The organism is Klebsiella sp. PL-2018 (assembly GCF_019048985.1).
Classification (GTDB): domain Bacteria; phylum Pseudomonadota; class Gammaproteobacteria; order Enterobacterales; family Enterobacteriaceae; genus Klebsiella; species Klebsiella michiganensis.
In genome coordinates, this window is sequence record NZ_CP077673.1 from 4,838,569 (window position 1) to 4,863,919 (window position 25,351).

General features: G+C 55.1%; 23 protein-coding genes and 1 pseudogene. 16 read left to right on the top strand and 8 right to left on the bottom strand.

What is annotated here, in order from left to right; translation table 11 throughout:
* Positions 1–40: 40 nt before the first annotated feature.
* From alsE to MKleb_RS22745, 14 genes and pseudogenes are all read left to right on the top strand, one after another.
* Positions 41–730 (top strand): D-allulose 6-phosphate 3-epimerase, encoded by a 690-nt coding sequence (alsE, locus tag MKleb_RS22680; RefSeq protein WP_014839469.1) that lies wholly within the window; start codon positions 41–43, stop codon positions 728–730.
* An 11-nt stretch (positions 731–741) separates the two neighbouring features.
* Positions 742–1,683, top strand: coding sequence for a ribokinase (locus tag MKleb_RS22685; RefSeq protein WP_217076775.1), 942 nt, complete (start codon positions 742–744; stop codon positions 1,681–1,683).
* A gap of 36 nt (positions 1,684–1,719) precedes the next feature.
* The gene (fucP, locus tag MKleb_RS22690) at positions 1,720–3,054 is read left to right on the top strand and encodes an L-fucose:H+ symporter permease (protein WP_185219825.1); all 1,335 of its coding nucleotides are present in this window, start codon (positions 1,720–1,722) and stop codon (positions 3,052–3,054) included.
* A gap of 1 nt (position 3,055) precedes the next feature.
* Positions 3,056–3,445, top strand: a complete 390-nt coding sequence (locus MKleb_RS22695; RefSeq protein ID WP_032694034.1) for a VOC family protein — start codon at positions 3,056–3,058, stop codon at positions 3,443–3,445.
* 249 nt (positions 3,446–3,694) lie between these two features.
* Positions 3,695–5,251, top strand: a complete 1,557-nt coding sequence (locus tag MKleb_RS22700; RefSeq protein ID WP_163586134.1) for a class I adenylate-forming enzyme family protein — start codon at positions 3,695–3,697, stop codon at positions 5,249–5,251.
* Positions 5,248–6,849 (top strand): acyl CoA:acetate/3-ketoacid CoA transferase, encoded by a 1,602-nt coding sequence (locus tag MKleb_RS22705; protein WP_163586135.1) that lies wholly within the window; start codon positions 5,248–5,250, stop codon positions 6,847–6,849. Before MKleb_RS22700 ends, MKleb_RS22705 begins: the two co-directional genes overlap by 4 nt.
* A gap of 2 nt (positions 6,850–6,851) precedes the next feature.
* Entirely contained in the window at positions 6,852–7,586 is a 735-nt protein-coding gene (gene fabG / locus MKleb_RS22710) for a 3-oxoacyl-ACP reductase FabG (RefSeq protein WP_032720110.1), read from the top strand.
* Between the two features lie 11 nt (positions 7,587–7,597).
* Positions 7,598–8,788, top strand: a complete 1,191-nt coding sequence (locus MKleb_RS22715) for a thiolase family protein (RefSeq protein ID WP_004105426.1) — start codon at positions 7,598–7,600, stop codon at positions 8,786–8,788.
* A gap of 135 nt (positions 8,789–8,923) precedes the next feature.
* On the top strand, positions 8,924–10,261 hold the full coding sequence (locus MKleb_RS22720) for an MFS transporter (RefSeq protein WP_025106028.1): 1,338 nt from the start codon (positions 8,924–8,926) through the stop codon (positions 10,259–10,261).
* A 13-nt stretch (positions 10,262–10,274) separates the two neighbouring features.
* Entirely contained in the window at positions 10,275–11,153 is an 879-nt protein-coding gene (locus tag MKleb_RS22725) for an SMP-30/gluconolactonase/LRE family protein (RefSeq protein WP_025106027.1), read from the top strand.
* A 76-nt stretch (positions 11,154–11,229) separates the two neighbouring features.
* A complete protein-coding gene (locus tag MKleb_RS22730) occupies positions 11,230–12,600 on the top strand; it encodes an MFS transporter (protein WP_023321586.1) in 1,371 nt (456 codons plus the stop codon).
* A 13-nt stretch (positions 12,601–12,613) separates the two neighbouring features.
* Positions 12,614–13,789 carry a glycerate kinase gene (locus MKleb_RS22735; protein ID WP_025106026.1) on the top strand — a complete coding sequence of 392 codons (1,176 nt, stop codon included), beginning with the start codon at positions 12,614–12,616 and terminating at the stop codon, positions 13,787–13,789.
* Positions 13,786–14,943 carry a CdaR family transcriptional regulator gene (locus tag MKleb_RS22740; protein ID WP_025106025.1) on the top strand — a complete coding sequence of 386 codons (1,158 nt, stop codon included), beginning with the start codon at positions 13,786–13,788 and terminating at the stop codon, positions 14,941–14,943. The genes MKleb_RS22735 and MKleb_RS22740 overlap by 4 nt, the downstream gene beginning before the upstream one ends.
* Positions 14,944–15,223: 280 nt before the next feature.
* Positions 15,224–16,873, top strand: a pseudogene (locus MKleb_RS22745) (OFA family MFS transporter).
* A 226-nt stretch (positions 16,874–17,099) separates the two neighbouring features.
* On the opposite strand, the gene MKleb_RS22750 reads toward MKleb_RS22745, so the two are convergent.
* From MKleb_RS22750 to MKleb_RS22785, 8 genes are all read right to left on the bottom strand, one after another.
* The gene (locus MKleb_RS22750; RefSeq protein ID WP_217076199.1) at positions 17,100–17,714 is read right to left on the bottom strand and encodes a DUF2913 family protein; all 615 of its coding nucleotides are present in this window, start codon (positions 17,712–17,714) and stop codon (positions 17,100–17,102) included.
* 66 nt (positions 17,715–17,780) lie between these two features.
* A complete protein-coding gene (hxlB, locus tag MKleb_RS22755; protein WP_025106022.1) occupies positions 17,781–18,341 on the bottom strand; it encodes a 6-phospho-3-hexuloisomerase in 561 nt (186 codons plus the stop codon).
* Between the two features lie 15 nt (positions 18,342–18,356).
* Complete coding sequence (locus MKleb_RS22760) at positions 18,357–19,109, bottom strand: SDR family NAD(P)-dependent oxidoreductase (RefSeq protein WP_025106021.1); 753 nt, start codon at positions 19,107–19,109, stop codon at positions 18,357–18,359.
* A 122-nt stretch (positions 19,110–19,231) separates the two neighbouring features.
* Positions 19,232–19,876 carry a ribulose-phosphate 3-epimerase gene (rpe, locus tag MKleb_RS22765; RefSeq protein WP_025106020.1) on the bottom strand — a complete coding sequence of 215 codons (645 nt, stop codon included), beginning with the start codon at positions 19,874–19,876 and terminating at the stop codon, positions 19,232–19,234.
* 18 nt (positions 19,877–19,894) lie between these two features.
* Positions 19,895–21,148, bottom strand: coding sequence for a PTS transporter subunit IIC (locus MKleb_RS22770; protein WP_025106019.1), 1,254 nt, complete (start codon positions 21,146–21,148; stop codon positions 19,895–19,897).
* 27 nt (positions 21,149–21,175) lie between these two features.
* A complete protein-coding gene (locus MKleb_RS22775) occupies positions 21,176–21,469 on the bottom strand; it encodes a PTS sugar transporter subunit IIB (protein WP_025106018.1) in 294 nt (97 codons plus the stop codon).
* A 21-nt stretch (positions 21,470–21,490) separates the two neighbouring features.
* Entirely contained in the window at positions 21,491–21,970 is a 480-nt protein-coding gene (gatA, locus tag MKleb_RS22780; protein WP_051586028.1) for a PTS galactitol transporter subunit IIA, read from the bottom strand.
* A 327-nt stretch (positions 21,971–22,297) separates the two neighbouring features.
* Positions 22,298–23,053 (bottom strand): DeoR/GlpR family DNA-binding transcription regulator, encoded by a 756-nt coding sequence (locus MKleb_RS22785; protein ID WP_025106016.1) that lies wholly within the window; start codon positions 23,051–23,053, stop codon positions 22,298–22,300.
* Between the two features lie 378 nt (positions 23,054–23,431).
* On the opposite strand from MKleb_RS22785, the gene MKleb_RS22790 reads away from it, so the two are divergent.
* Both MKleb_RS22790 and MKleb_RS22795 read left to right on the top strand, forming a co-directional pair.
* Positions 23,432–23,968 (top strand): RpiB/LacA/LacB family sugar-phosphate isomerase, encoded by a 537-nt coding sequence (locus MKleb_RS22790; protein ID WP_025106015.1) that lies wholly within the window; start codon positions 23,432–23,434, stop codon positions 23,966–23,968.
* Positions 23,969–23,971: 3 nt separating this feature from the next.
* A complete protein-coding gene (locus MKleb_RS22795; protein ID WP_004105509.1) occupies positions 23,972–25,342 on the top strand; it encodes a PTS galactitol transporter subunit IIC in 1,371 nt (456 codons plus the stop codon).
* Positions 25,343–25,351 lie beyond the last annotated feature (9 nt).

Here is a 25,351-nt window from a genome sequence, read left to right on the forward strand (position 1 = left end):
TTTGCCTGAAATCAGCCACTACCGGAATAAAAGAGGCCTTATGCGTTATTACCTTTCTCCCTCGCTCATGTGTATGGACATGATGAAGCTGGCGGAACAGCTGCACTTTTTAAACGGCAAAGCCGACAGGCTGCACGTCGACGTGATGGACGGGCACTATGTGAAAAACCTGGCGCTATCGGCCAGCTTTGTGGCGCAGATTCGGCCCTATACGTCGCTTCCCATCGATGTCCACCTGATGGTCGAAGAGCCCGCCCCGTTTATCCCGGCGCTGATAGAAGCCGGAGCAGACGCCATTTCACTACATCCGGAAACCATCTGCCGCGAAGCTTTTCGGGTCATCAATATGCTTCGCCAGGCGGGGAAAGAGGTGGGGATGGTGCTTAATCCCGCCACGCCGGTTGAGAGCATCCAGCACTATCTGCATCTGCTCGATAAGGTCACGGTGATGACCGTCGATCCGGGCTATGCCGGTCAGCCGTTTATTCCCGAAATGACCGCCAAAATCGCGCAGCTTCATCAGCTAAAAGAGAGCCGCAGCCTCAACTTCTTGCTGGAAGTCGACGGCTCATGCAACCGCAACACCTACCGTGAGCTGCTGGGAGCCGGGGCGCAAGTATTGGTGATGGGCAGCAGCGGTTTATTCCGCCCGGATATGCCGCTCGAGCAGGCCTGGGAAAAAATGTCCCGGGATCTGTCCGCCGCGCTGCACTCCCCCGAGCACGTATAAAGGAGCGAATGATGTCAGGAAAAGTCTGTGTTTTTGGTTCATTCAATTTCGACATGGTGGCCAGAGTGGAGCGCTTCCCGGTGCCGGGCGAGTCGTTAGTGGCCTGCGGGAGCATGACCAGCGCCGGCGGAAAAGGGGCGAACCAGGCCGCCGCCGCGCTAAAAGCGGGGGCGAATGTCCACTATATCGGCAAGATTGGCAATGATACCTTCGGCCATTTTGCCCGTCGTCATCTGAAGAGCGTGGGGTTTAACGCCGTGACGCTGCTGGTCGCCGAAGAGGTCCCCACCGGCAATGCGCTGATTTATGTGGCCGGCAACGATGCCGAAAACATGATTGCCGTCGACCCCGGCGCGAATATGACGGTGACCGATGATGAAATCGCCGGCTGCATTCCCGCTATCGGCTGCGCGGATGTGGTGCTGGTTCAGCTGGAGAATAATCTTTCCGCCATTGAACAGGTCGTTGACGCCGCGAAAGCAGCCGGGGCCTTCGTGGTGCTTAATCCCGCTCCCTGGCAGCCCGTTGAGCACGCCTTTCTAAGCAAAGTGGATTTGCTCACGCCGAACGCGACGGAGGCCGGGTTAATGACCGGGCGCCGGGTTGACTCTCTGGCGGCCGCGGCCGAGGCCGTCGATGCGCTGCATGCCCAGGGCGCGCGCAACGTCATTATCACCCTCGGCGCTAAGGGCGCCCTGCTGAGCGAGCAGGGCGTGAAATCCCCTGTTCCGTGCTTTCCTTCTCATCCCCGCGATACCACCGGCGCGGGCGATGCCTTTAACGGCGCGCTGGCGGCGCGTCTGGCCTGCGGCGATCCGCTGCATAGCGCGGCCCGATTTGCGGCAGCCTACGCCGCCGTCAGCGTCGAAAAGCAGGGCGCATCATCTTTACCGGATTACCAGGAGGCACGAGAACGGCTTTTACGTGCCGCCTCTGATTATGAAATGGCTTAAACCCTACTGTATAAAAACCATTAAGAGGATAGCTCAATGAGTACGCTAATCACGGATAAGGTCGATAAAGCGGCGGTCCACAATGAAAAACTGGACACCAGCGCGTATTTACCGCACACCCCCTGGCTGCAATTTTTACTGGTCTGTTGCCTGTTTGCGCTCTGGGGGATGGCGGGCAACCTGAATGATATTTTGATCGCCCAGTTTAAAAAGGGCTTCGATTTAACGGATACCCAGACGGCGCTGGTGCAGTCGATTTTTTTCCTCGGCTACTTCTTTGTCGCCCTGCCTGCGGCGGCGCTGATTAAGCGTTATTCCTATAAAGCGGCGATTATTATTGGGCTGTGCCTGTACGCCCTCGGCTGTTTCCTGTTCGTCCCGGCCGCGCAGATCATGACCTACGGCGCTTTCCTCGCCTGCCTGGGGGTAATCGCCTGCGGACTCTCTTTTCTGGAAACCTCGGCAAATACCTACTCCAGCCTGCTGGGCCCGATCCACTCCTCCACCCAGCGCATTAACTTTTCGCAGATCTTCAACTCGCTGGGCGTGATTTCCGGCGTGCTGATTGGCCAGGTGATGGTCTTCGGCGAAAACGATGCGAGCCATGAACAGCTGCTGGCGATGCCCGCCGCCGCCGCGGACGCCGCGCGCCATCAGATGGTCGGCCAGGTGGTCGGGCCTTATCTGATTATCGGCTCCGTGCTGGTGGTGCTGGCGCTGGTGTTCGTGTTTATTAAATTCCCGTCGTGCAAGGGCACGCCCTCTCAGCAGCAGCAGCTCCCGACGGAAAGCATGGGGCCTACGCTGAAACGCCTGTTTGCCATCCCGCGCTTTCGCCTCGGGATCCTGTCGCAGTTTTTATACGTCGGCGCCCAGGTTGGCGTATGGAGCTTCACGATTCGCTTTGTGCAGCTCGTGCAGCAGGGCACCAGCGAGCACTCCGCAACCTACTGGCTGCTGGCTTCTCTGGTGATTTACGCCGTGGGTAAAACCGTGGCCACCTGGTTGATGAACCGCCTGAATCCGGCGCTGCTGCTCGGTACCTTTGCCCTGGCCGCCACCGCCCTTTTACTGGTTGCCGTATTCAGCAGTTCAATGCTGGCGGTCTATGCGCTCATTCTGGTCAGCTTCTGTATGGCGCCATGCTGGCCGACAAACTTTGGTCTGGTCATCAAAGGGATGGGGAAAGATACCCAGACCGCAGGCTCGATCGTGGTGATGTCGATTATCGGCGGGGCCGTGATTCCGCTGGTGATGGGCATTATCTCGGATATGAACGGCGGCAATATGCAAATCGCTTTTATCGCCCCACTTGTGTGCTTTGTGTATGTCGCTTTCTACGGTTTCTGGTGCGTGCGTAAGGGGGTATAACATGCGCGAACTGATCAACACGATTGCTCATATTGGCTATCAGGTCAGCGACTTAACGCGTTCGCTTGCCTTCTATGAACCGCTGGGCTTTCAGCGCCAGCAGCGGTTTAGCAAACCGTCGCCGCAGGGCGCTATTGAAGTCGCGTTTCTTGAAATGGCGGGCGCCGTCCTCGAGCTGTACCAGCTTCCCGAAGGAACGCCTTTTGACGCCCCTCGCTGCGGTATCGATCATCTGGCGCTGGAAGTCAGCGATCTGGATGCGGTGCAGCAGCGGCTGGCGGCGCTCGGTTATCCGCTCGATGAAGGGCCGATTGAAGAAGAAAATGTGCGCTTCCTGCTTATTCGCGGCCCCGATGGCGAACGGCTCGAGTTCGATGCCTTTAAGCGCTAAACGGCCGGGCTGATCCCCTTCTCCCTTTTAGGCCCGGTTAACTCGGGTCTAAAAGTGGGCTTCCTCAGGCTTTACAAAAGCCTGCCTGCTTCCAGATTTTCTCTCCCCCAACCGGCCTCTCCTGCCTATTGTGCAATGTTACAAAATTGCTTCTGTTTTGTTGATTTTCTATTGTGAGCCATTCGGCAATTTCCTCTCCTGAATTTCCCCAGACTACTTCCAGTCAATACGCAATATCAGGAGAGACAAATGAGCAGCACCTCCGCCGACTTCCAGAATCTGTACCAGGCCCTGAGCCACAGCGCCGCCCGCAGCCCGGATGCCCTGGCGCTGGCGTTTGAGGATCGGCGCTATCTGTACCGCGATTTTCACCTGCGGGTACAGCGAGCGATGGCGCAGCTTGACCAGGTCTGGTCGCTGCGCAAAGGCGATCGAATCCTGCTGGCCTGGGGGAATCATCCCGCTTTTTGCGAAGTCCTTTTTGCCGCGCTTGGTCTGGGCATCGAAGTGGTGCCTTTCAGCACGAAGCTTAAGCAGGCCGAAAGCGAGGAGCTGGTGGGCCATATCGCCCCGCGGGTCGTGCTGTTCGATGCGACCGTGCAGGACTGGCTGAAAAACACCCCCGACGCGCGCGCGGTTTCGCTCAGCGAATGGCAGGCGCTCCCCCTTCCCGAACCGCTGACCCGCCAGCCGGTCCCGGTTAACCGCGACGATACGGCTGTGATGATGTTCACCTCCGGTACCACCGGAGAGCCTAAAGGGGCGATTATCACGCACAATAACCTGCTCTGCGCGATTGACGCCTATACGCAAAAACTGAATCTCACCGCCGCGGATAGCACCATTCTGGCGGTACCTATCTATCACATCACCGGCCTGTCGGCGCTGCTGGCGCTGTTTATTAGCCTCGGCGCGAGCATCTGGCTGCAGCACCGGTTCAACGCCCCGCAGGTGATCGGCACCCTGCGCGAACAGAACATTACCTTTCTGCACGGCTCGCCAACCATCTTTATCCTTCTCTGCCAGGCGGCACGCGAGCAGAGCGCCAGTCATCCTGGCGATTTCCCCGCGTTGCGCACGATTGCCTGCGGCGCGGGCCATCTGAGCGATGGACTGATCAACGAGTTAAAAACCCTGTTCCCGCATACGGCGATTCAGCCGATCTACGGTCTCACCGAAACGACCTCACCCGCGACGATTTTTCCGGGCGACGTCTGGGGCAGCGATAAATGCGGCAGTTCGGGCCAGGCGATCCCCGGCCTCGCCATTACGATCCGCAACGATCGCCAGCAGCCCCTCCCCGCCGGGCAAATCGGGCATATCTGGCTAAAAGGCGACGTGGTGATCCGCGAGTACTGGCAGCACAGCGAACGACGCCCGAGCTGCGATGCGCAGGGCTGGTTTTGTACCGGCGATCTGGGCTATCTCGACGACGAAGGCTGGCTGTACATCAAAGACCGCAGCAAGGACATGATCAATCGCGGCGGAGAGAAGATTTACTCGCTGGAGCTGGAAAACATTCTCTCTACCTATCGGGGAGTGCGGGAAGTTGCCGTCATCCCGACCCCCAGCCCGATCTATGGCGAAGAGCCGGTGGCGTTTATCGTGCCGGACGGCCAGCACCACCTGACCAGCGAAGAGATCCTCGGCTGGCTGAAGGTCAAAATCGCCCGCTTTAAGCTGCCGGCGCGCATTATTTTCACCCGCGTTTTACCGCGCACCCATAACGGAAAAGTGAGCAAACAACAGCTCAAAACGCGCCTCGCGGAATCCATCATCACGCTATCAACGGAGGATAAAAAGTGAGCAGCAAATTTATCAACGCCCATCAAGCGGCTCAGTGGGTCGCCAGCGGCGACACCGTCTGTACCGTCGGGATGACGCTAATCGGCGCGGCGGAGTCCATTTTAAGCGCTATCGAAGCGCGCTTTCTGACCGCGGGCGAACCGCGCGACCTGACGCTGCTGCATGCCGCCGGGCAAAGCGATCGCCAGCGCGGCATCCAGCACTTCGCCCACCCGGGTATGGTAACGCGGCTTATCGGCTCGCACTGGGGCCTGGCGCCGCGCTGGATGGCGATGATCAACAACAACGAAGTGGAAGCCTGGTGCCTGCCGCAGGGGCAGATCGTCCATCTCTATAGCGCGATGGCCGCCGGGCTTACCGGGCGGCTTTCCCCCGTCGGGCTCGGTACCTTTGTCGATCCGCGCATGGAAGGCGGGCGGATGAACGCCCGCACCCGCGAACGACCCGATCTGATCGAGCACGTGACGTTTCGCGGCGACGAATATCTGTTCTACCCGGCCATTCCTCTGGACGTGGTCATTGTGCGCGGCACCCATGCTGATGAAGAGGGCAACCTCACGACCGATGAAGAGGTGATGAAGCTGGAAGTTCTGCACGCGGTTCTCGCCGCCAGACGCTATGGGGCGAAGGTGCTGGCGCAGGTGAAATATCGCGTGGCGAAAGGCTCGCTGCATCCGAAAAGCATCACCGTTCCCGGCAACCTAATCGACGCCATTGTGGTATGCGAAGAGCCACAGACGGATCACCGCCAGACCTCCAGCTGGGACTTCGATCCGGCGCTGTGCGGCGATATCCAGCTTCCCGCCGCGCAGAACGCGCCGCTGCCGCTCGACCTGCGCAAGCTTATCGGGCGGATTGCCTGCCGCTATCTGACGCCCGGCTGCGTCATCAATCTCGGCACCGGCATTCCCAACGACGTTATTGGCTCCATCATTCACGAAGAACGGCTCGGCGAGCAGGTCACCATCACCGTGGAGTCAGGGATCTACGGCGGGCAGCAGGCGGGCGGCGTTGATTTCGGCATCGGTCGTAACCTGAGCGCGATGATAAGCCACCAGGATCAAATGCTCTATTACAACGGCGCGGGGGTCGATATCACCTTTATGGGCGCCGGCGAGGTGGACCCGCACGGCCACGTCAACGCCACGCGGCTCGGCGCATCCTGCCCCGGCGCGGGCGGTTTTATCGATATCACCCAGAATGCCCGCCACGTCGTGTTCTGCTCCTCTTTTACCGCCAAAGGGCTGGAGATCGCCTGTGAACAAGGGGCCCTGCATATCCGCCGCGAAGGCGAGGTACGTAAATTCGTCGCCGGGGTTAATCAGATTTCTTACAACGGCGAGCTGGCCCGCGCCAAAGGACAAACCATGCATTACGTCACCGAACGGGCGGTTTTCGAACTGCGCCCGGAGGGGCCGGTGCTGACGGAAATCGCCCCCGGTATCGATCTTGAGCGCGACATCCTGGCGCATATGGATTTTCGTCCGGCGATCGCCGCGGATCTTCAGGTTATGGACAGCCGCTTGTTCACCCCGCAGCCCTGCGGCCTCGCGGAACATCTGTCCCGGAATTCATCCTCTGACTTACAAGGAAATTAGCTATGAAACTTGCCAGTAAAACCGCCATTGTTACCGGCGCCGCGCGCGGTATCGGCTTTGGCATTGCTCAGGTGCTTGCGCGGGAAGGCGCGCGAGTGATCATCGCCGATCGCGACGCTCACGGCGAAGCCGCCGCCGCATCCCTGCGCGAATCGGGCGCACAGGCGCTGTTTATCAGCTGCAATATCGGTGAAAAAGCGCAGGTCGAAGCGCTGTTTTCCCAGGCCGAAGAGGCGTTTGGCCCGGTGGATATTGTGGTGAATAACGCCGGAATCAACCGCGACGCCATGCTGCACAAACTCTCCGAAGCGGACTGGGACACGGTGATCGATGTCAATCTGAAGGGCACTTTTCTCTGTATGCAGCAGGCCGCCATCCGCATGCGCGAGCGCGGCGCGGGCCGCATTATCAATATCGCTTCCGCCAGCTGGCTTGGCAACGTCGGGCAAACCAACTATTCGGCGTCAAAAGCCGGCGTGGTGGGGATGACCAAAACCGCCTGCCGCGAACTGGCGAAGAAAGGCGTCACGGTTAACGCCATCTGCCCGGGCTTTATCGATACCGATATGACGCGCGGCGTCCCGGAAAACGTCTGGCAAATCATGATCAACAAGATCCCTGCGGGCTACGCCGGGGAGGCGAAAGACGTTGGCGAGTGCGTGGCGTTTCTGGCGTCCGACGGCGCGCGCTATATCAACGGGGAAGTCATTAACGTCGGCGGCGGCATGGTGCTGTAAGGAGAAAAACGATGACACAGGCTAATGATATTGTGGTTGTCAGCGGCGTCCGTACCGCTATTGGCACGTTTAACGGCAGTCTTAAGCATACCCACCAGCACGATCTCGGGGCAGCGGTTATTCGCGAAGCGATCGCCCGCGCCGGGCTTGCGCCACAGGATATCGATGAAACGATCGTCGGCAACGTCGGGCAAATCGCCGAAAGCGGTTTTATCGCCCGCATCTGCCAGCTGCGGGCGGGGATCCCGCAGGAGAGCACCGCGTATTCGGTTAACCGCCAGTGCGGCTCCGGGCTTCAGGCCCTGGCGGACGGCATGATGCAGCTGCAAAGCGGCCAGGCCGAGGTGGTCGTCGCCTGCGGAACGGAAAATATGACCCAGTTGCCCTACTACCTGCGCAAAGCGCGCGATGGCTATCGCATGGGCCACGGCGAGCTGGAAGATGGACTGATCTCCATCCTTACCTGGCCAGAAGGGCCTTATCACAACGGCATCACGGCGGAAAACGTCGCGCAACGCTTCGGTATTACTCGCGAAGCGATGGACGATTTCGCCTGGTCGAGCCAGCAGAAGGCGCTGAAGGCGATCGCTGAGGATCGCTTCCGCGAGCAGATTCTGGCCCTTGAGGTGCCGGACGGCAAAAAAGCGACCCGCCTGTTCGCGACCGATGAACACCCGCGCGACACCCCGCGCGAAAAGCTCGCCGCGCTGCGTCCGGCATTTAAAGCCGACGGCGTAGTGACGGCGGCCAACTCCTCCGGCATTAACGACGGCGCGGCCGCGCTGGTGATGATGACCCGCCAGCAGGCGGAACAGCGCGGCTTAACTCCGCGCATGCGGATTCGCGGCTGGGCGGTCGCCGGCTGCGGCGCGGAGATTATGGGGTTTGGCCCCTCTCCCGCTACCCGACGCCTGATGGACCGTCTCAATATGGATGTTCACGCCATCGATTTAATTGAACTCAATGAGGCCTTCGCCGCCCAGGCGCTGGCGGTGATGAACGATCTGCGTCTCGATCCAGCCCGCGTTAACGTCAACGGCGGCGCGATCGCCCTCGGCCACCCGGTGGGCGCCAGCGGTGCGATCCTGCCGGTCAAACTGATGTATGAAATGGCGCGCAGCGGCGCGCGCACCGGTCTGGTCACCATGTGCATCGGCGGCGGCCAGGGGATTTCTATGCTGTTCGAGCGCGAAGGCGCTTAGGAAAAGACGGCCCGAAGTGGGGCTTCGGGCCGGGCGTCGTTCGGGTCAGCACCCGGCGACAACCTGTGAGCTGACGAACGGGATCGACGCGATCCCGGCAAGGCTTCTGACCACGAATACGGGGAAATAATAACCATGTCCGCAATAAATGAAAAGGCGGTAAACGGGACGCAGCTACAGCGCACCCATAAAAAGATCTACCGCCATTTGATGCCGCTGCTTATCGTGGCGTACATCATCAGCTTTATTGATCGTACCAATATTGGCATGGCGAAAGCGACCATGTCGGTGGATATCGGCCTTTCCGCAACCGCATTCGGCCTCGGGGCCGGGTTGTTTTTTCTCACCTACGCGGTGCTGGAGATCCCCAGCAACCTGTTTTTAACCCGGATTGGCGCACGGCGCTGGATCGCCCGCATCATGATCACCTGGGGGATCATCTCCTGCGGCATGGCGTTTGTCACCGGGCCTACGTCCTTTTACGTGATGCGCCTTTTGCTCGGCGCCGCCGAAGCGGGGCTCTATCCGGGCATTATTTACTACCTGACCCTCTGGTTTGGCCGCGAAGAGCGCGCTAAAGCCACCGGTCTGTTCCTGCTGGGAGTCTGCCTGGCCAATATTATCGGCGCGCCGCTGGGCGGATTGTTATTAAGCCTTGATGGAATGTCCGGCTGGCACGGCTGGCAGTGGATGTTCTTTATCGAAGGGCTGCCCGCGATAGCGCTGGCGTTCGTCGTCTGGCGCAGACTGCCGGATAAACCGGCTGACGCCCGCTGGCTGGACAGCAACGACGTGCAGGCAATCAACGCGGTACTGGAGAAAGAAGCCGAGGAGACGCGCCATACGCCGAGCCGTTTTTCCCTGAAAACAGCGCTCACCACCCGGGTATTTTTGTTGCTGGTGCTGATTTACTTTACTCACCAGTTTTCGGTTTACGGCCTGAGTTATTTCCTGCCGGGGATCATCGGTAGCTGGGGCCAGCTTACCCCGCTGCAGATCGGTCTGCTGACCGCCATCCCGTGGATCGCAGCCGCCGCTGGCGGGATCCTGCTGCCGCGCTTCGCCCGGACGGAGCAGCGTTCGCGCAGCATGCTGATGGCCGGATATCTGGTCATGGCGACCGGCATGGCCATTGGCGCAATTGCCGGTCACGGCGTGGCGCTGCTTGGCTTCTCGCTGGCCGCCTTCATGTTCTTCGCCATGCAATCCATCATCTTTAACTGGCTCCCCTCGATCATGAGCGGGCATATGCTGGCGGGCAGCTTCGGCCTGCTTAACTGCCTCGGGCTGTGCGGCGGCTTTCTCGGGCCGTTTATTCTCGGCGCGTTTGAGGACCGCACCGGCGCGGCAACGTCCGGCTTATGGTTCGCCGTCGCGCTACTGATCGTCGGCGCGCTGGTGTCTGTGTTCATCAAAAGTTCGTCATCCCCCGGCAGTGCATCGGCAAAACAGGCCGACGGCGAAAAAGCGTAATCAGGAGGTTCTTATGCGCATCGAAGTCTTACTGGATTTAAAAACTCGACTCGGCGAAAGCCCGGTCTGGGATGTCGAACAGCAGCGTCTTTGGTGGGTGGACAGCCTCGACGGGCGCCTGTTCGCCTGTAACGCGCAGGGCGGCGCGATTAAGAGCTGGGACGTGCGGCAGAAAATTGGCTCTTTCGCCCTGCGCCAGAACGGCGAAGGCGCGGTGGTGGCGCTACAGAATGGCGTGCATCTGCTCGACTTCGCCAGCGGCGAGCTGACGCTACTGCACCATCCGGAAGCGGACCGGCCCTTTAACCGGCTCAACGACGGCAAAGTCGATCGTCAGGGACGTTTTCTGTTCGGATCGATGGATATGCGTGAAGAGGAGCCGAGCGGCGCGCTATATCGCCTGGACGCCGATCTGTCGCTGCACGTGCTGAAGAAAAATATCATCGTCTCTAACGCCCCCTGCTGGAGCCCCTCCGGCGAGACGTTCTATTTTGCCGATACCTGGACGGGCGAAATCTGCGCCTGGGACTACAACACCGCGACCGGCGATCTCTCCGGAGAACGAGTCTTTTGCCGTGTCGATCGCAGCGAAGGCGGCGCGGCGGATGGCGCCACCGTGGACAGCGAAGGCTATCTGTGGAACGCGCTGGTCTACGCGGGCAAGCTGGTACGCTACACGCCGGAGGGCAAGGTCGATCGCATCATTGAGATGCCGGTGAAAAAAGTGACCAGCGTAATGTTCGGCGGCGAAAACCTCGACGTGCTGTACGTCACCTCAATGGCACAGCCGCCCCTCCCGCGCTTCCCGGAAGATAATCAGCTGCGCGGCAGCCTGTTCGCCCTATACGACCTGGGCGTGACCGGCGTAGCGGAACGGCGTTTTGCCGGCTAAGCCAACCTCCGGCTCGCCGCGATAACAATAATACCCGGCGAACTGACTCTGACCCTGACACCAGGCGGCGCGCATCATGCTGTCGCGACGCCGCGGAGTAAACACGACTATGACAACAATCAATCACACACCTGCCGGCGAACAAGGTGGAAAAAAGCGGCTGATACATCGTTTCTCCTGGGTTTCGCTGCTGGTTTGCTGGCTAATCTGGGTGCTTAACGCCTACGATCGCGAGATGATCCTGCGCCTTGGCCCGGTCATCTCTAAAGAGTTTTCGCTCTCGCCGGAACAGTGGGGCAACGTCGTCGCCCTGATTATGGTTGCCCTTGCGGTGCTGGATATCCCCGGCTCCATCTGGAGCGATCGCTACGGTTCAGGCTGGAAGCGAGCGCGCTTTCAGGTACCGCTGGTGCTGGGCTATACCGCCCTCTCTTTTCTTTCCGGAATTAAAGCGATCAGCCACGGGCTGACGGCTTTTGTGCTGCTGCGCGTTGGCGTCAACCTCGGGGCCGGCTGGGGCGAGCCCGTCGGCGTCAGCAACACCGCAGAGTGGTGGCCGAAAGAGAAACGCGGCTTCGCGCTGGGGGTGCATCATACCGGCTATCCGATTGGCGCGCTGCTGAGCGGCGTGGTGGCAAGTCTGGTGCTTTCCGCATTTGGCGAAGGCAGCTGGCGCTACTGCTTCCTGCTGGCGCTGATCGTCGCCATCCCGCTGATGATTTTCTGGGCGAAATATTCCACCGCCGATCGCATCAACACGCTTTATCTGCATATCGATAGCCAGGGGATGACGCGCCCGGCGACCCAGGAAAGCAGCCATGTTGCCAAAGGCGAAGGGATGAAGACCTTTTTACGCACCCTGCGCAACCGCAATATTTCGCTAACGGCGGGCAATACCCTGCTGACGCAAATTGTCTATATGGGCATTAACGTTGTGCTGCCGCCGTACCTTTATCACGTCTCCGGCCTGTCGCTGGCGGCATCCGCCGGGCTAAGTATTATCTTCACGCTTACCGGTACCCTGGGCCAGATAATTTGGCCCTGGCTCTCCGATAGCTTTGGCCGTAAACGTACTCTGATCGTCTGCGGTCTGTGGATGAGTATCGGCATTGCGCTGTTCTATTTCGCCACCAATATGCCGCGCCTTATCGCCATTCAGCTATTTTTTGGCCTGGTGGCCAACGCCGTGTGGCCTATCTACTACGCCATGGCTTCGGACTCCGCCGAAGAACGCGCCACCTCTACCGCCAACGGCATTATCACCACGGCGATGTTTATCGGCGGCGGCATTTCGCCATTGCTTATGGGCTGGCTCATCCAGTTCGGTGGGGGATGGGAAAATCCGGCGGGTTATATCTACGCCTTCTTTACCATGGCGGGATGCGCGCTGCTGGGGATGTTATTGCAGCTTATGACCACCGATAAAACGCCGCGCAAAGCGCATTAACGCAGGAGAACGCATGAAGATTGTTATCGCGCTGGATTCGTTTAAGGGTAGCTGTAGCGCGCAGGCCGCTTGCGCAGCGGTAGCACAGGGGTTGCGCCGGGTTGACGAGGAGCTGGAGCTGGTCGAAATGCCCGTGTCGGACGGCGGAGAGGGGCTGCTCTCGGCCCTTGCGGAAAGTCCGCAGCTGAAGGGCTCGAGGTGGCAGCAGCAGCGTTGCGCCTCGCCTTACGGTCTCTCCGTACAGGCCGCGTTTCTGCTCCTGCCCGGCGAACGGGCCATTATCGAGATGGCGCAAAGCTGTGGGCTGGAGCTCACGCCGAAAGCGCAGCGGGATGTGCGCCTGGCCAGCAGCTTTGGGCTGGGTGAGCAGGTAAAAACGGCGCTGGATGCCGGGTGTCGGCGTTTGATTATCGGGCTGGGCGGCAGCGCGACCAACGATGGCGGCATCGGTTTTGCCCAAGCGCTTGGCGCCCGCTTCTGGCGCGAGGACGGCACGCTGCTGCCGGTTCCCGCGGCGGGCAAGGACCTAGCGCATATTCAGCGCATCGATTTAAGCGCCATGGACCCGCGCTTACGACAGGCCGAAATACAGGCCTCCTGCGACGTCACAAATCCTCTACTCGGGGAAGATGGCGCCACCCGGGTGTATGGCGCGCAGAAAGGCGCGGACGAGGCGGCGCTCAGGGAGCTGGAGGCGGGTATGGCGCACTACAGTCGGCAGCTTAAGCAAACGCTCGGCTACGACGTCAGCGAACGGCCCGGCGCCGGGGCTGCGGGCGGTATGGGGGCCGCGCTAATCGCCTATGCGGGCGCCACGCTGCGCCCGGGCATTGACCTGGTGCTCGAACTGCTTAACGCCGACCGTCATCTTAGCGATGCCGCGCTGACCATCGTCGGGGAAGGCTGGCTCGATCGTCAGAGCGCCTTTGGTAAAGCCCCGGTGGGCGTGGCGGGCAAAGCGGCGCGCCACGGCGTACCGGTTGTGGCCCTTTGCGGCGGACGCGATGAGAGCAGTCGGCAATTGTATCAACACCATATTGACGCGATGTGGTCTATCTGCCAGCGCCCTATGCCGCTGGCGGAGTCGATGAACACATGCGAACAGCTCCTCGCCGACGCAGCGGAGAATGTTCTACGAACCTTTCTGAGCGGGCGGCGCGGAGAGGCACATAAGCGGATAACTGTATGATTATTACGACGGCGCTGGCTAATGAAATTGTCGCCCGGGCAATGGCGATAATTCATCATAACGTGAACGTGATTGACCATCATGGACAGATCATTGCCTCAGGTGAACGGCATCGTATCGGCGAGCAGCATGAGATCGCCCGTGAGGTGATACGTACCGGTAAACGCATTTGTATTAACAACACCGCGGAAGCCGCGCGTTTCCAGAATGTGCATCCCGGTATTAATCATCCCATTATCTATGACGATCGCGTGGTGATGGTGGTGGGCATCAGCGGCGATCCCGCAGCGATCAGCCGCTATGCTGAACTGGCGGTACTCACCGCCGAGCTGCTGGTCCGCCAGGCCGTGGAGATGCGGGAAACCAACTGGCGACAGCGTCTGCGCGATACCCTGTTTGGTCAATATCTTGATCAAGGCGCTTCGCCCGCCGGACAGGAAGCGCTGCATCGCCTGGTGGAGCTTGGCTTCGCTTTTGATGCGCCGCTGGTGCCGGTCGTGGTAACCGTCCAGGTCGAACAGCACCAGCTAAGCGAAATACTGAGTACGCTGCTGCGGGAATTCTCGCAGCTGTCCGGGGTAAGAGACGTGATTTTGCTGGGCAGCAATGAAATATTGCTCCTCAATACGCTGAGCGAATCCCAGGAAACGCTGCTGCGGGGCATCGAGTTTGTCCTCAGCAATCAGATCAGCCATTACCATATCGGCATTGGCGTGCAGGCGGACAGCGCTCCGGATATTCGCGAGGCCATCCGATTCGCCCGTTCGGTGATTGAGGTGGGGAGCAAAGTGCAGCCGCAGCGGCAGATCTACTACTTTCGCGAAATGGCGATGCTCTGCCTGTTCCGGGTGCTGGAAGACAGCTATATGGTCAATTTTTTCATCAATAACGTACGCCAGCTGCTTGAGCATGATTCCGGCGAAGTGCTGCTGGATACCCTCAGCAGCTTTATTGCCAATAACGCCGAGCCGGGCAAAACGTCGCTGCTGTTGGGGATTCATCGCAATACGCTCACCTACCGGCTACAGCAGATAAAAAAGCATATTCAGCTCGATCCGATGGTCTTCACCGACCTGACGCAGCTGGCGGTGTCGGTACACTGCTATCGTCGGCAGAACCCGCGCCAGAGCGAATGGATTGATACCTTAAGCTAACGAGCGGCGGGCGAGCAGGCCGGTACGCGCCCTCGCCACCTGGTACCGCGTATCACTCTGAGATCGCCGTTTATCAAAATAATAGCGCGCCCGGCGATTTTATCGCGGGCGGTGCCTCCTTCGCCGATGGCGGGCTTTTCGCCTCAGCCGTTCGGCGAAGCTTGCTCGCTTCAGTCGCCATTTTTGTACACAATTTAATCAAATGGCACCGTTCTTGCCTTTTATCTACGTTCCCCGACCGCAGCATTCGTCGGCCAATATCGATAAAAAGGACAGGAAAATGGCGCAAATGAATGAAAACATCGCGACCGCACCGGTCTCTCCCCTCCGCGATTTTTTCGCGAAACCCCGTATCATCGCCAGGCCCGGCTTTAACCGCTGGCTGGTGCCACCGGCCGCGCTGGCGGTTCATCTCTGCATAGGTATGGCCTATGGATTTTCCGTTTACTGGCTGCCTATGTCGCAGCTCATAGGAGGAAGCGCGTCCTTGCAATGCCCCGTCACGATGTCGTTCTGGCAGCAGCTGTTTACCCGCGATTGCGACTGGAAAATCTCCATGCTGGGCTGGACCTACACGCTGTTTTTTGTTTTTCTCGGCTGTTCGGCGGCGCTGTGGGGCAGCTGGCTTGAGAAGGTTGGACCGCGGCTGGTGAGCTTTATTGCCACCTTGTGCTGGTGCGGCGGCCTGCTGCTATCCAGCGTCGCTATCTATTTCCATCAGCTATGGCTGCTGTGGCTGGGGGCCGGGGTCATCGGCGGAATCGGTCTCGGACTGGGCTATATTTCACCGGTTTCGACGCTGTTGCGCTGGTTTCCTGACAAGCGCGGAATGGCGGCCGGGATGGCGATTATGGGTTTTGGCGGGGGAGCGCTGGTGGGCGCGCCGCTGGCAAACGGTCTGATGAATTACTTCGCCGGTCCGGCCGGCAACGGGGTATGGCAAAGCATTCTGGCGCTGGCGGCGATTTATGCGCTGTTTATGCTCGCCGGTACCTTTGGCTATCGCCTGCCGCCCATGGGCTGGCATCCTTCGGGTGAGAAGGCGCAAAAAACGATCCGCAATAATCCCACGATCCAGGTGCACGTCCGCGTTGCCTGCCGCACTCCGCAGTTCTGGCTGCTGTGGATGGTGCTGTGGCTCAACGTCACCGCGGGGATCGGCATTCTCGGTATGGCTTCGCCGATGCTGCAGGAGATCTTTGCCGGCAAACTGCTGTCGCTCGATCTCAGCTGGCATGAGCTGAACGGCGAGCAGCTGAAACGCATTGCAACCATGGCCGCAGGATTTACCGGTCTGCTCAGCCTGTTTAACATCCTGGGACGTTTTTTCTGGGCATCGGTATCCGACCTGTGCGGGCGCAAAATGACCTTTGCGATCATTTTCTGCCTGGGCGCCGTGCTGTACGGCACGTTGCCGCTGGTGAATCACGGCGGCTATATCGCGCTGTATGTCTGCGCAATGTGCATTATCATTTCGATGTACGGCGGAGGCTTTGCCAGTATTCCCGCCTATCTGGCCGACGTCTTTGGCTCACAAATGGTGGGCGCGATTCATGGACGCCTGTTAACCGCCTGGTCGGCGGCGGGGATCAGCGGCCCGGTTCTGGTGAACTATCTGCGCGAGTATCAGCTAACGCACGGGGTCTCGCCCGAGCGCGTCTACGATATTACGCTGATGGTCCTGACCGGCCTGCTGGTGTTGGGTTTTATCTGTAATCAGCTGGTGCGTCCGCTGACGGAAGAGCATGCGATGACTGCGGAACAGCAGCAGCAGGCGAAAGGACTGTATACCATCAACAAGGATGCCCAGCTCACGTAGGAGCCCCGCCCGTCCACGCTGCTGTTAACCGTAAGCTGGCTGGCGGTGAGCGTGCCGCTGTTATGGGGCGTCGGTACCACCCTCCAGCAGGCCGTGAAGTTCTTTATGTAGATTGTTGCCGCCGATGCCGGACGGCATCGGCTTGAGATAGCAATGGCGCGCTAAAGATACCGCCCGGTCTTCATCGCAGGTTTAATCTGGTACAGCGAGACGAATAATTACGAGGTGGATTTTTGGTGTCCCGTAAAAACGGTGTGACGTAGAGCAACGCTTCCCAAACCCGTGGTAGAGGACTTATTTTCTGGATTAATAAATACATGGAGTTGCGCATTTTCGATCAAGTCATCTGCGCCTGTAGTACAAACAACGAGGAATTGGCTGCGAAATGCTCGTTTGAATATGATTCGATTTTGTCGAGTTTAAGGCCAAAGCAGTCCAGAAGTGACTGCAATTTCTCAATTTGACCAAACACCCGGATAGGAAGTGGGGCTATTTGCTTCCCATTAGAATCAAATCCGGCCTCAACAGCTGTTCTTTCCAGGCAAAACGAATTGTTATTGTGAAATCTACTGATACCCGCCACCATCTTTTTCTCATCGACAAGAAAGTATTGCCAACCGCCAGCTTTTGCCATTTCGATAGCATAGGTCAATCGAAGTAGATCCGGCATATTGTGAAGATCGCCGCTGCTCATGAGCCATAAATAATGCAGTTTCTGATACAAACGCGCCCGAACGCCAAGTCGGCGTCCCTGAGCAAGCAACCAGTCTATATCCGCAGTTAAATGTCTGGAGAATCTTTTCTGTTTTCGGGCAGTGGCCAGCCAGCGTGTCAGAAAAAGGTTTTCCTCGGCCTCGGTAACAACGAGCCGATCGTGCCGCTGAAGGCCGAGAGCCACCAAAGCACACCAGGCTAAATGCCCAATATTGTCGTAAGAAGAATCTTTGTTCATGCGCAAAAGAACCAACGACATTAATGCTAAAAAGGAAACGTCCCTTCAAGGGACGTTTTCTGCCGATTACTCAAGGTCAGCGTGTCTCTTAAACATCGTTTCGCTGGTTTCGCCGAGCTGGGCCATCAGCTCAAGCACGATTGCGTCATAGGCGATAAAGCAGAGCTGCTCAAAAGCCGATCCCATAGGCTGTGAAAAAGCACCGTCTTCACGCTCGTTGTCTTCTTTCACGGTTCCAGGCAACACAAGAGTGCTTTTGGCCAGTTTGCCGATTGTGGACTCCGCTTTCATTGTGACAAGCGCCACATCCACGCCACAGGCTACGGCCTTCTGCGCCAGGCTCACCAGACTGCCGGTCTCACCGCTGCCGGAACCAATAATGACCAGATCGCCCGGCTTCGTATGAGGAGAAGAAATTTCGCCAATAACGCTTACTGAAAAACCGAGGTGGAGCAGACGGTTTGCAAAGCCGCGGATGGCAATACCGCTACGGCCCGCGCCCTGCAGAAAGATATGTTTGGCATTCTTGATCTGTGCGACGAATTGCGCAGCCTGGGCATCATCAATCTTCATCGCATTTTGCTGCAATTCGCTCAGGATATTTAAAGTGTTTTGTTGAACGCTCATGTGATTCTCTCCCTTTTAAGCGATGGTACGACCACCATCCATCAGAATGGTTTGCCCCTGGATGTACGAGTTGTCTTTATCAGCCAAAAAAATTGCCAGGTTTGCCACATCGTCAATGGTGCCAAGACGGCGCACCGGAATTTTTTCCAGAACAGCATCAAGATCGGCCTGAGTTGGGTAATTGACACGCATCATTTCACCGGTATCAATCAGACGTGGAGCGATAGCATTAACGTTGACCCCCTTCGGCCCTAATTCTTTTGCCAGGCCGCGAATCAATCCCTCACCGCCAGCTTTACTGGCCGGGTAACTCACGCCGCCGCCGGTGCCGGAAAGCGCCGAGCCGGACGAGATATAAACGATAGATCCATGATTAGTGGTGAAGTCGTCATAGAATGCTTTGACGGTGTTAAACAGGCCAGTAAGGTTAATCGCTATCGTTTTATTCCACTCTTCAAAAGTGATGTTATTGACCTTATTAGCAAACGCCACACCTGCATTTAATACCAAAATATCAATGCGTCCGAAGGTTTGAAAAACCTGGTCGCGAACGTTTTCCAAAGCTTTCGGATCGGATACATCGGTTTTAACGAATAAGGATTTAACATTACCGAAAGTTAACTCTTCAGCGGTCTTTTTGCCATTTTCCTCATTGTAATCGACAATGACCGTATGAGCCCCACGGTCAGCGAATTGCTTAGCAATACCTTTACCGATGCCATGCGCCCCACCGGTTACTAGCGCGACTTTACCTTCAAAATTACTCATTTCACTATACTCCTCAAAATCTTATGACAAAGGGGAGGACAACTCCCCTTTCAGGTAATTGGTAATTTAATTAATGCTAATAATAGCTTGTAGGGTTACTGGGTTTATTTGGTAGCAAACTGTTATTGGATCGCTGCCCTTAATGCCTGATAGCTTTCTTTCGGAGAACCGTTAAATAGCGCACCACCAACGACAATTAAATCAGCACCCGCATCCTTTACCTTTTTCGCGATTTCAACGTTGACGCCGCCATCGACCTCGATCTGAATATTACGACCGGCAACCATTTTTTTAGTATTCCTGATTTTCTCCAGACTTTTTTCAATAAAAGTCTGGCCTGGCTGACCTGGATTAATGGTCATAATTAAAATGTAATCAATATCATCCAGAAGATACTCAATTACGTTTTCTGGCGTCCCCGGATTAAGCACTACGCCAGCTTTGCGCCCCGCTTTCTTGATCTTCTGGATAATATAATGAACGTGCGGCGTTGATTCATAATGAACCGAGATCATTTCCGCGCCGGTCTTAATAACTTCATCAACATGTCTTTCCGGATTTGCCAGCATCATATGCACATCAAATGTCATTGAACTGGCTTTTTTCATCGCTGCAATTTGGTTCGGACCGAAAGCTATATTGCTTACATAAGTGCCATCCATTAAATCAACATGCAGAATTTCTGTTTTTTCTGTTTCCAGAAACTGAATTTCTTCCTGCAAACGTAATATGTTTGCACCAAATACTGATGGTAAAATTTGTGCCATTTTAGTCAACTCCGTAAATTAATGAGTAACTGTGCTCAACCAGTAGGTCAGAATCTCCCATGGGCCGGTTAATACGAAGTCCGTACCCTGGCCATTCAGGCCGACGCCAGCACCGTTCAGGAACTGAGTTGCACCGGGCGCGACATATCCCCCCAGATACATAACCACCACACAGAACAGTAAGGTTGAGATAATCGAGCGAATAACGTTGCCGTTACTGACCATAACTGTCATGGTCGTCATGTAGATAATTGACATCAGCACGCCGATTGGGAATATCTGAATACCCGGTAAAACCAGCGCACAAAGCATTGTCAGAGGGATGGTAATAACGGTGACAGTCACCGTTGCCGGATCGCCAAGCGCCAGGGCGCAGTCCATCCCGATATTCAGTTCCGCATCTTTACCCATCTGCTTTTGCATGATTTCTTTAGCACTCTTACCTATCGGGTTGAGCCCTTCCATAAGGACCCCAACTACTTTTGGCAACAGCACCATGACGCCAGCCACGCCCATCGCCATTGGCACGATGGTTGTAATGGGTTGTTTGGTTAACAATCCCAGGAGACAACCGACAATCACACCGATGATCGCGGGTTCACCGAATACACCCAGTCGTTTCTGAACGCTCTCTAAATCCACATCCAGCTTGTTTAAACCCGGAATGAAATCGATAATTTTGTTAACAACCCATGCAAATGGAAGTGTCCATCCGATGTGGATCATTGTGGTACAGGTCGTCCCCTCCAGGCCGTAGTATTTCTGCCATCTTGGCGCAATAAGATCGCCAATAAACAGTGCGGCTACGCTCAGAGCCACGGCGACACCCAACCCAAGGAAAAAGCTGTCAAAGACGAAATACGCAAGAGCCCCCGGAACCAGGAAATGCATGTAGTTCCAGATGTCCACATTAAGAGTTTTGGTAAGCTTCAGACGAACCAGGATCAGGTTCAGGATAATGCCAATAGGAATAACCATTGCAGCAAACGGGGCAACCCACGCAGCTGCGCCAACGGCAGGCCATCCAATATCAGCCACGGTGAACCCGCTGCCAATTTTTGAATAATACGTAATAGCTGGCTGCAGGGCTGTGTTTAGCAGCCCAACAACCAGCCCCAGACCGATGAAACCGATACCGACAGTGATGCCAGATTTAATGGCGGCACCCACTTTCATTCGAAAAACCAGACCTAAAAGGAAAATAACAAGCGGCAATATTGCTGTAGCGCCCATGCTTGTAATAGTAAACATAATGCTTTTTAACATTTCCATTTAACCATCCCCCGTCTTTTTTAGACTTTAGCCTTTGGAAATTTCGCTTAACAGTTCACCTAATTTTTTACGCAGCGCGGCTTCGTTAATACCGGTAATAAAACCTGCGACGCTCATGTGCGGCTTACCAATATCACCTTTATAATTATTCGTTGTCAGCACCACATCAGCGCTTTGCATTTCGGAGGACAGTTCGGACATGCTGCATTTATTAATCTTAACGTTGGCAATGCCGTATTCAGCACAAACCGATTTAACTTCATCAGCGGCAAGTGTGGAGGTTGCTACACCGCTTCCGCAGGCTACGAGGATAGTAATCATGGTAAAATCTCCGGGTAATTGTTATTTAATTATCGTGTTAATAAACAATGCCTTTGCTTCTTCAGCAGGAAGCTCCAGCATCTGGTGGTAAAAATCAGCTAGCTGAAGGTGGTTAAACAACGCCTTCAACAACTGCAATTGATCTGCAGGTTGAGTTACAACCAGGTTGACAACCAGGCGAACCCACAATTTTTCATCGCCATCAGCCTGATTAACTTCTATTTCCTGTGGCAAACGAATGATATAAATCGCCGGGCTGACGGCGTGCTGACTATCGCAATGAGGGATGGCGACAGCATAGCCGTCCAGTAAAATTCCAGTTGGGTAGTCGGCTTCACGTTCACGCAGCGCCTGGAGGTAAGTCTCTCTTACAATCCCATCGGCCAGATGTTTCTGGTGAATATGCTCCAGCACTTCATCATAATTTTTGTACGCCGCCCCATCCGCGACATTGATAGAAATTGCACCCACTTTTTTCTCCTCACCTAACCATTTGCTCATGTGAGCATAAGCTTAATCACATGAGCAGTTATAGCACATCAGTGAATTGCTGAAATGGGGAGCTTGCAAAAGTTATATCTCGATCACACAAAATAACATAAGCGCATTATAAAAATTGCTCATATGAGCAAATATCACCTACCACCAATAAGCGAAATATGCTTAATATAATGATTTTTATAGCATTTTAATAATGTGATTGATTCTGAGAAGTTTTTCAATGGCGCTGCTTTAAATGCTCTTATGAGCAATGCATTCAGGTTGCAGTTGTATTTGCAGGACAACGGCACATGAGATGTACCGTTATTGAAATGATTGAATTTAGAATCAACAGGTTACCACTGTCGTATGCTTCGCAACTTCGGCAACACCGTCTTTATCAGCAATATCATTAGTGATCAGCGCGGTAATCTCAGACCAGTCGCAGATCTTAAATAAGCTGCTTCGCTGGAACTTAGTGTAATCGCCCAGGATATATTTCTTCTCGGAATGGGCAATGATCGTTCGATCCAGAAAGGCATCCGAGGAGGACGGAGTGGAGGGGCCCGTCATATTGTTGAAGCCATCGGTGCCGATAAAGCAGAGATCAACGTTAATATCATTAATCATTGACACAGCCCACCCGCCAAAGACAGAAGAGCTTTTCCTCCTCAGTTCTCCGCCGAACAAAAAGACCTGGTTATCTGACTCGATCAGCACACTGGCCACCGGCAAAGAATCGGTAAAAATTTTAAAGCCAGATTTCATGCACAACAGATTGGCCAGTTCATAGTTAGAACTCCCTGTACCAATGATCATTGAGCTATTGGGGGGGATAAAGTCCAGCGCTTTTCTGGCGATAGCTTGTTTGAAAGTACTGTTTTCTTTTTCCCTGACCTGGAAAGGATGTTCGACAGCCCCCTGCTTTAAGGTCGCCCCTCCGTGGCTTTTAACCAGCAGCCCTTTTTTTTCAAGGTAGGTGAGATCTTTGCGGATGGTTTCATAAGTGACCTCATACTTTTTGGCAAGATCGCTAACGTACACGGTACCCGCCGAAATGATCTCTTCCAGGATCAATTTTCTCCTTTCTTCAACCAGGTACATCCTTCCCCCCTATAACCTTTCAACTCAATGCAATGAAGCGAATCATAGCACAGAAGATACAAACTAAAACAAACCCAAGGAGAAGACGAGTCGCCATCGGCCTGTGGACGTTTATTCGTGCAAACAACGGAAAAAAACAAAACCATTTAAAATCAAACAAATAATTAAACAAAATCAAGTTCCATTCCTACTAACTGTAAATACCCCTTCCCTGAATAGTACTGCTTAATTGGCATAAATTAGTATTTATTTGTTTTTATTGGTTTTTAATTCAAGTAAAATCAATAAGTTATAAAATTTGTGATTTAGATCTCAGTTGACAACCAATATTTACCAACCGCATACTTGGCTTAAGTTCTTTATGACAGGTTAGTTGAGATGAAAACGAAAATTGCAATCGCATGTGACGATGTAGGGTTTGATCGTAAGGAGGAAATTAAAAAGTACCTCGAAGAAGAGAAAAATGCAGAGGTCGTGTACGATCCCGTTAAACGAAAAGAAGACGGTTTCAACAACTTCGCTCGTCTTGCGGATGAAATGGCAGGTGTTATTCAGCGGGACGAATGCCGCCTCGGTATCTACATTTGCGGAACCGGAATTGGCTTTACTTGCCAGATAAATAAGCACTGGGGGATTCGTGCTGTCGCCGTCACCAACCCCTACTCGGCCAAGCGAGCAAGACTAAGTAACAATGCGCAGGTGATTGGACTTGGCTGCAGAGTTAATGATCTTGAATACACAAAAATGATCGTTGATGCCTGGTATGACAACGCGTTCGACTTTGCCACTGCAAGGGAAAATTCCAAAAAGAATCTACTGGAAGCAGAACGCAGTGACAACGCATTGCTGACGAAACCTGAAGATGTTCAATGGAATATGGGTTTCAGACCAGATGATGAGAAATCTGAGGGCTAATAAATGGAACTGATCACACAGTTTATCAATGACCTGGGTAACTTTATTTTTATACCGGTCATCTTCCTTATACTGATGAAACTCTTGGGGCGTCCCCTGTCGGAGTGTATTTCATCAGCCATTAAAGTCGGCATTGGTTTTATTGCATTAACCATGACCATCAAGCTGATGCTTGAAAAAATGCAGCCAGCGGTGACGGGACTTGCTGAGGCCACCGGCTCCTCGCTGAGCGCCATTGATGTTGGCGGCGCAGCCACAGCCGTAATGGGTTTTGGCTCAAGTATGGGGGCAATTATTATCCCTCTGTGCGTCGCGGTGAATATTGCCATGCTGGTGGCCCGTCTCACGGACTGCGTAAACGTTGACGTGTTTAACCTTCATCAGAATGCCTCTATGGGGGCAATTGTTGGCGCTTACTCTGGCAGTTTCCTCTACGGTGTTCTTACGGCTGCATTGTTCCATGTCTGGGCGCTTATCGCAGCTGACCTGGGTGCTAAAAACAACGAGAAATTCTTCAATCTGCCAAAAGGCGTTGCCATCTCCCACCCGGTTGCAAACACCTATTTGCTGTTCGCTTATCCGTTTAACTGGATTTACGACCGCATCCCTGGGTTCCGTAATCTGAACGTTACGGCGGAAAGCATTCAGAAACGCTTTGGTATCCTTGGCGATCCGACCATGGTTGGTTTCATTATTGGTATTCTTCTTGGCTTCTGTGGATATGGTTGGGAATCGCCGTATCACACCATTATCGCCAGCCTGCAGTTGGGTATGTACCTTGCCGCTGTGATGCTCCTGCTGCCACGCATGACCTCAATCATGATGGAAGGTCTGGTTCCGCTATCCAACGTGGCACGTAAGAAACTGGTTAAACGTTTCCCGGACCGTGAGATCACTGTCGGGATGGATACCGCGTTGATTGTTGGTCATCCTTCAGTTATCGCGCCTGCACTGCTGCTGATCCCGGTCATTGTTATCCTCGCTGTTGTCCTTCCCGGCAACCGAGTGATGCCGCTGGGGGACCTCTCGCAGTTCGTATTCTTTATTGCGTGCATGGTGCCGGTTTTTAATGGCAACATTATTCGTACCTGGGTGACTTCTATCATCCTGTTTGGCGGCGGCTTATACATCGCATCCTGGATGGCTCCAGCAACAAATGAAGTGTTTCAGAAATTCGGCACTAATCCTGATGCCAGCGTGATGTACTCATCGCTAAACCCTTCAGCTAACCCGTTCACCGGTCTCTTTGCTGGACTCAGCCATGTTGGCATTGCAGGTTATGCTCTCGCCGCTGTGTTGCTGTTGTCCGTAGGCTATTTACTCAAACAGAAAGCGCGCCGTCAGTTGAAAACTGAGGCAGAAAAAACGGCTTAAAACTTCATA

Bases quoted from the DNA above. Each gene is read 5' to 3' on its own strand.
- alsE (WP_014839469.1), top strand. From the start codon at position 41: ATGCGTTATTACCTTTCTCCCTCGCTCATGTGTATGGACATGATGAAG.
- MKleb_RS22685 (WP_217076775.1), top strand. From the start codon at position 742: ATGTCAGGAAAAGTCTGTGTTTTTGGTTCATTCAATTTCGACATGGTG.
- fucP (WP_185219825.1), top strand. From the start codon at position 1,720: ATGAGTACGCTAATCACGGATAAGGTCGATAAAGCGGCGGTCCACAAT.
- MKleb_RS22695 (WP_032694034.1), top strand. From the start codon at position 3,056: ATGCGCGAACTGATCAACACGATTGCTCATATTGGCTATCAGGTCAGC.
- MKleb_RS22700 (WP_163586134.1), top strand. From the start codon at position 3,695: ATGAGCAGCACCTCCGCCGACTTCCAGAATCTGTACCAGGCCCTGAGC.
- fabG (WP_032720110.1), top strand. From the start codon at position 6,852: ATGAAACTTGCCAGTAAAACCGCCATTGTTACCGGCGCCGCGCGCGGT.
- MKleb_RS22715 (WP_004105426.1), top strand. From the start codon at position 7,598: ATGACACAGGCTAATGATATTGTGGTTGTCAGCGGCGTCCGTACCGCT.
- MKleb_RS22720 (WP_025106028.1), top strand. From the start codon at position 8,924: ATGTCCGCAATAAATGAAAAGGCGGTAAACGGGACGCAGCTACAGCGC.
- MKleb_RS22725 (WP_025106027.1), top strand. From the start codon at position 10,275: ATGCGCATCGAAGTCTTACTGGATTTAAAAACTCGACTCGGCGAAAGC.
- MKleb_RS22730 (WP_023321586.1), top strand. From the start codon at position 11,230: ATGCTGTCGCGACGCCGCGGAGTAAACACGACTATGACAACAATCAAT.
- MKleb_RS22735 (WP_025106026.1), top strand. From the start codon at position 12,614: ATGAAGATTGTTATCGCGCTGGATTCGTTTAAGGGTAGCTGTAGCGCG.
- MKleb_RS22740 (WP_025106025.1), top strand. From the start codon at position 13,786: ATGATTATTACGACGGCGCTGGCTAATGAAATTGTCGCCCGGGCAATG.
- MKleb_RS22750 (WP_217076199.1), bottom strand. From the start codon at position 17,714: ATGAACAAAGATTCTTCTTACGACAATATTGGGCATTTAGCCTGGTGT.
- hxlB (WP_025106022.1), bottom strand. From the start codon at position 18,341: ATGAGCGTTCAACAAAACACTTTAAATATCCTGAGCGAATTGCAGCAA.
- MKleb_RS22760 (WP_025106021.1), bottom strand. From the start codon at position 19,109: ATGAGTAATTTTGAAGGTAAAGTCGCGCTAGTAACCGGTGGGGCGCAT.
- rpe (WP_025106020.1), bottom strand. From the start codon at position 19,876: ATGGCACAAATTTTACCATCAGTATTTGGTGCAAACATATTACGTTTG.
- MKleb_RS22770 (WP_025106019.1), bottom strand. From the start codon at position 21,148: ATGGAAATGTTAAAAAGCATTATGTTTACTATTACAAGCATGGGCGCT.
- MKleb_RS22775 (WP_025106018.1), bottom strand. From the start codon at position 21,469: ATGATTACTATCCTCGTAGCCTGCGGAAGCGGTGTAGCAACCTCCACA.
- gatA (WP_051586028.1), bottom strand. From the start codon at position 21,970: ATGAGCAAATGGTTAGGTGAGGAGAAAAAAGTGGGTGCAATTTCTATC.
- MKleb_RS22785 (WP_025106016.1), bottom strand. From the start codon at position 23,053: ATGTACCTGGTTGAAGAAAGGAGAAAATTGATCCTGGAAGAGATCATT.
- MKleb_RS22790 (WP_025106015.1), top strand. From the start codon at position 23,432: ATGAAAACGAAAATTGCAATCGCATGTGACGATGTAGGGTTTGATCGT.
- MKleb_RS22795 (WP_004105509.1), top strand. From the start codon at position 23,972: ATGGAACTGATCACACAGTTTATCAATGACCTGGGTAACTTTATTTTT.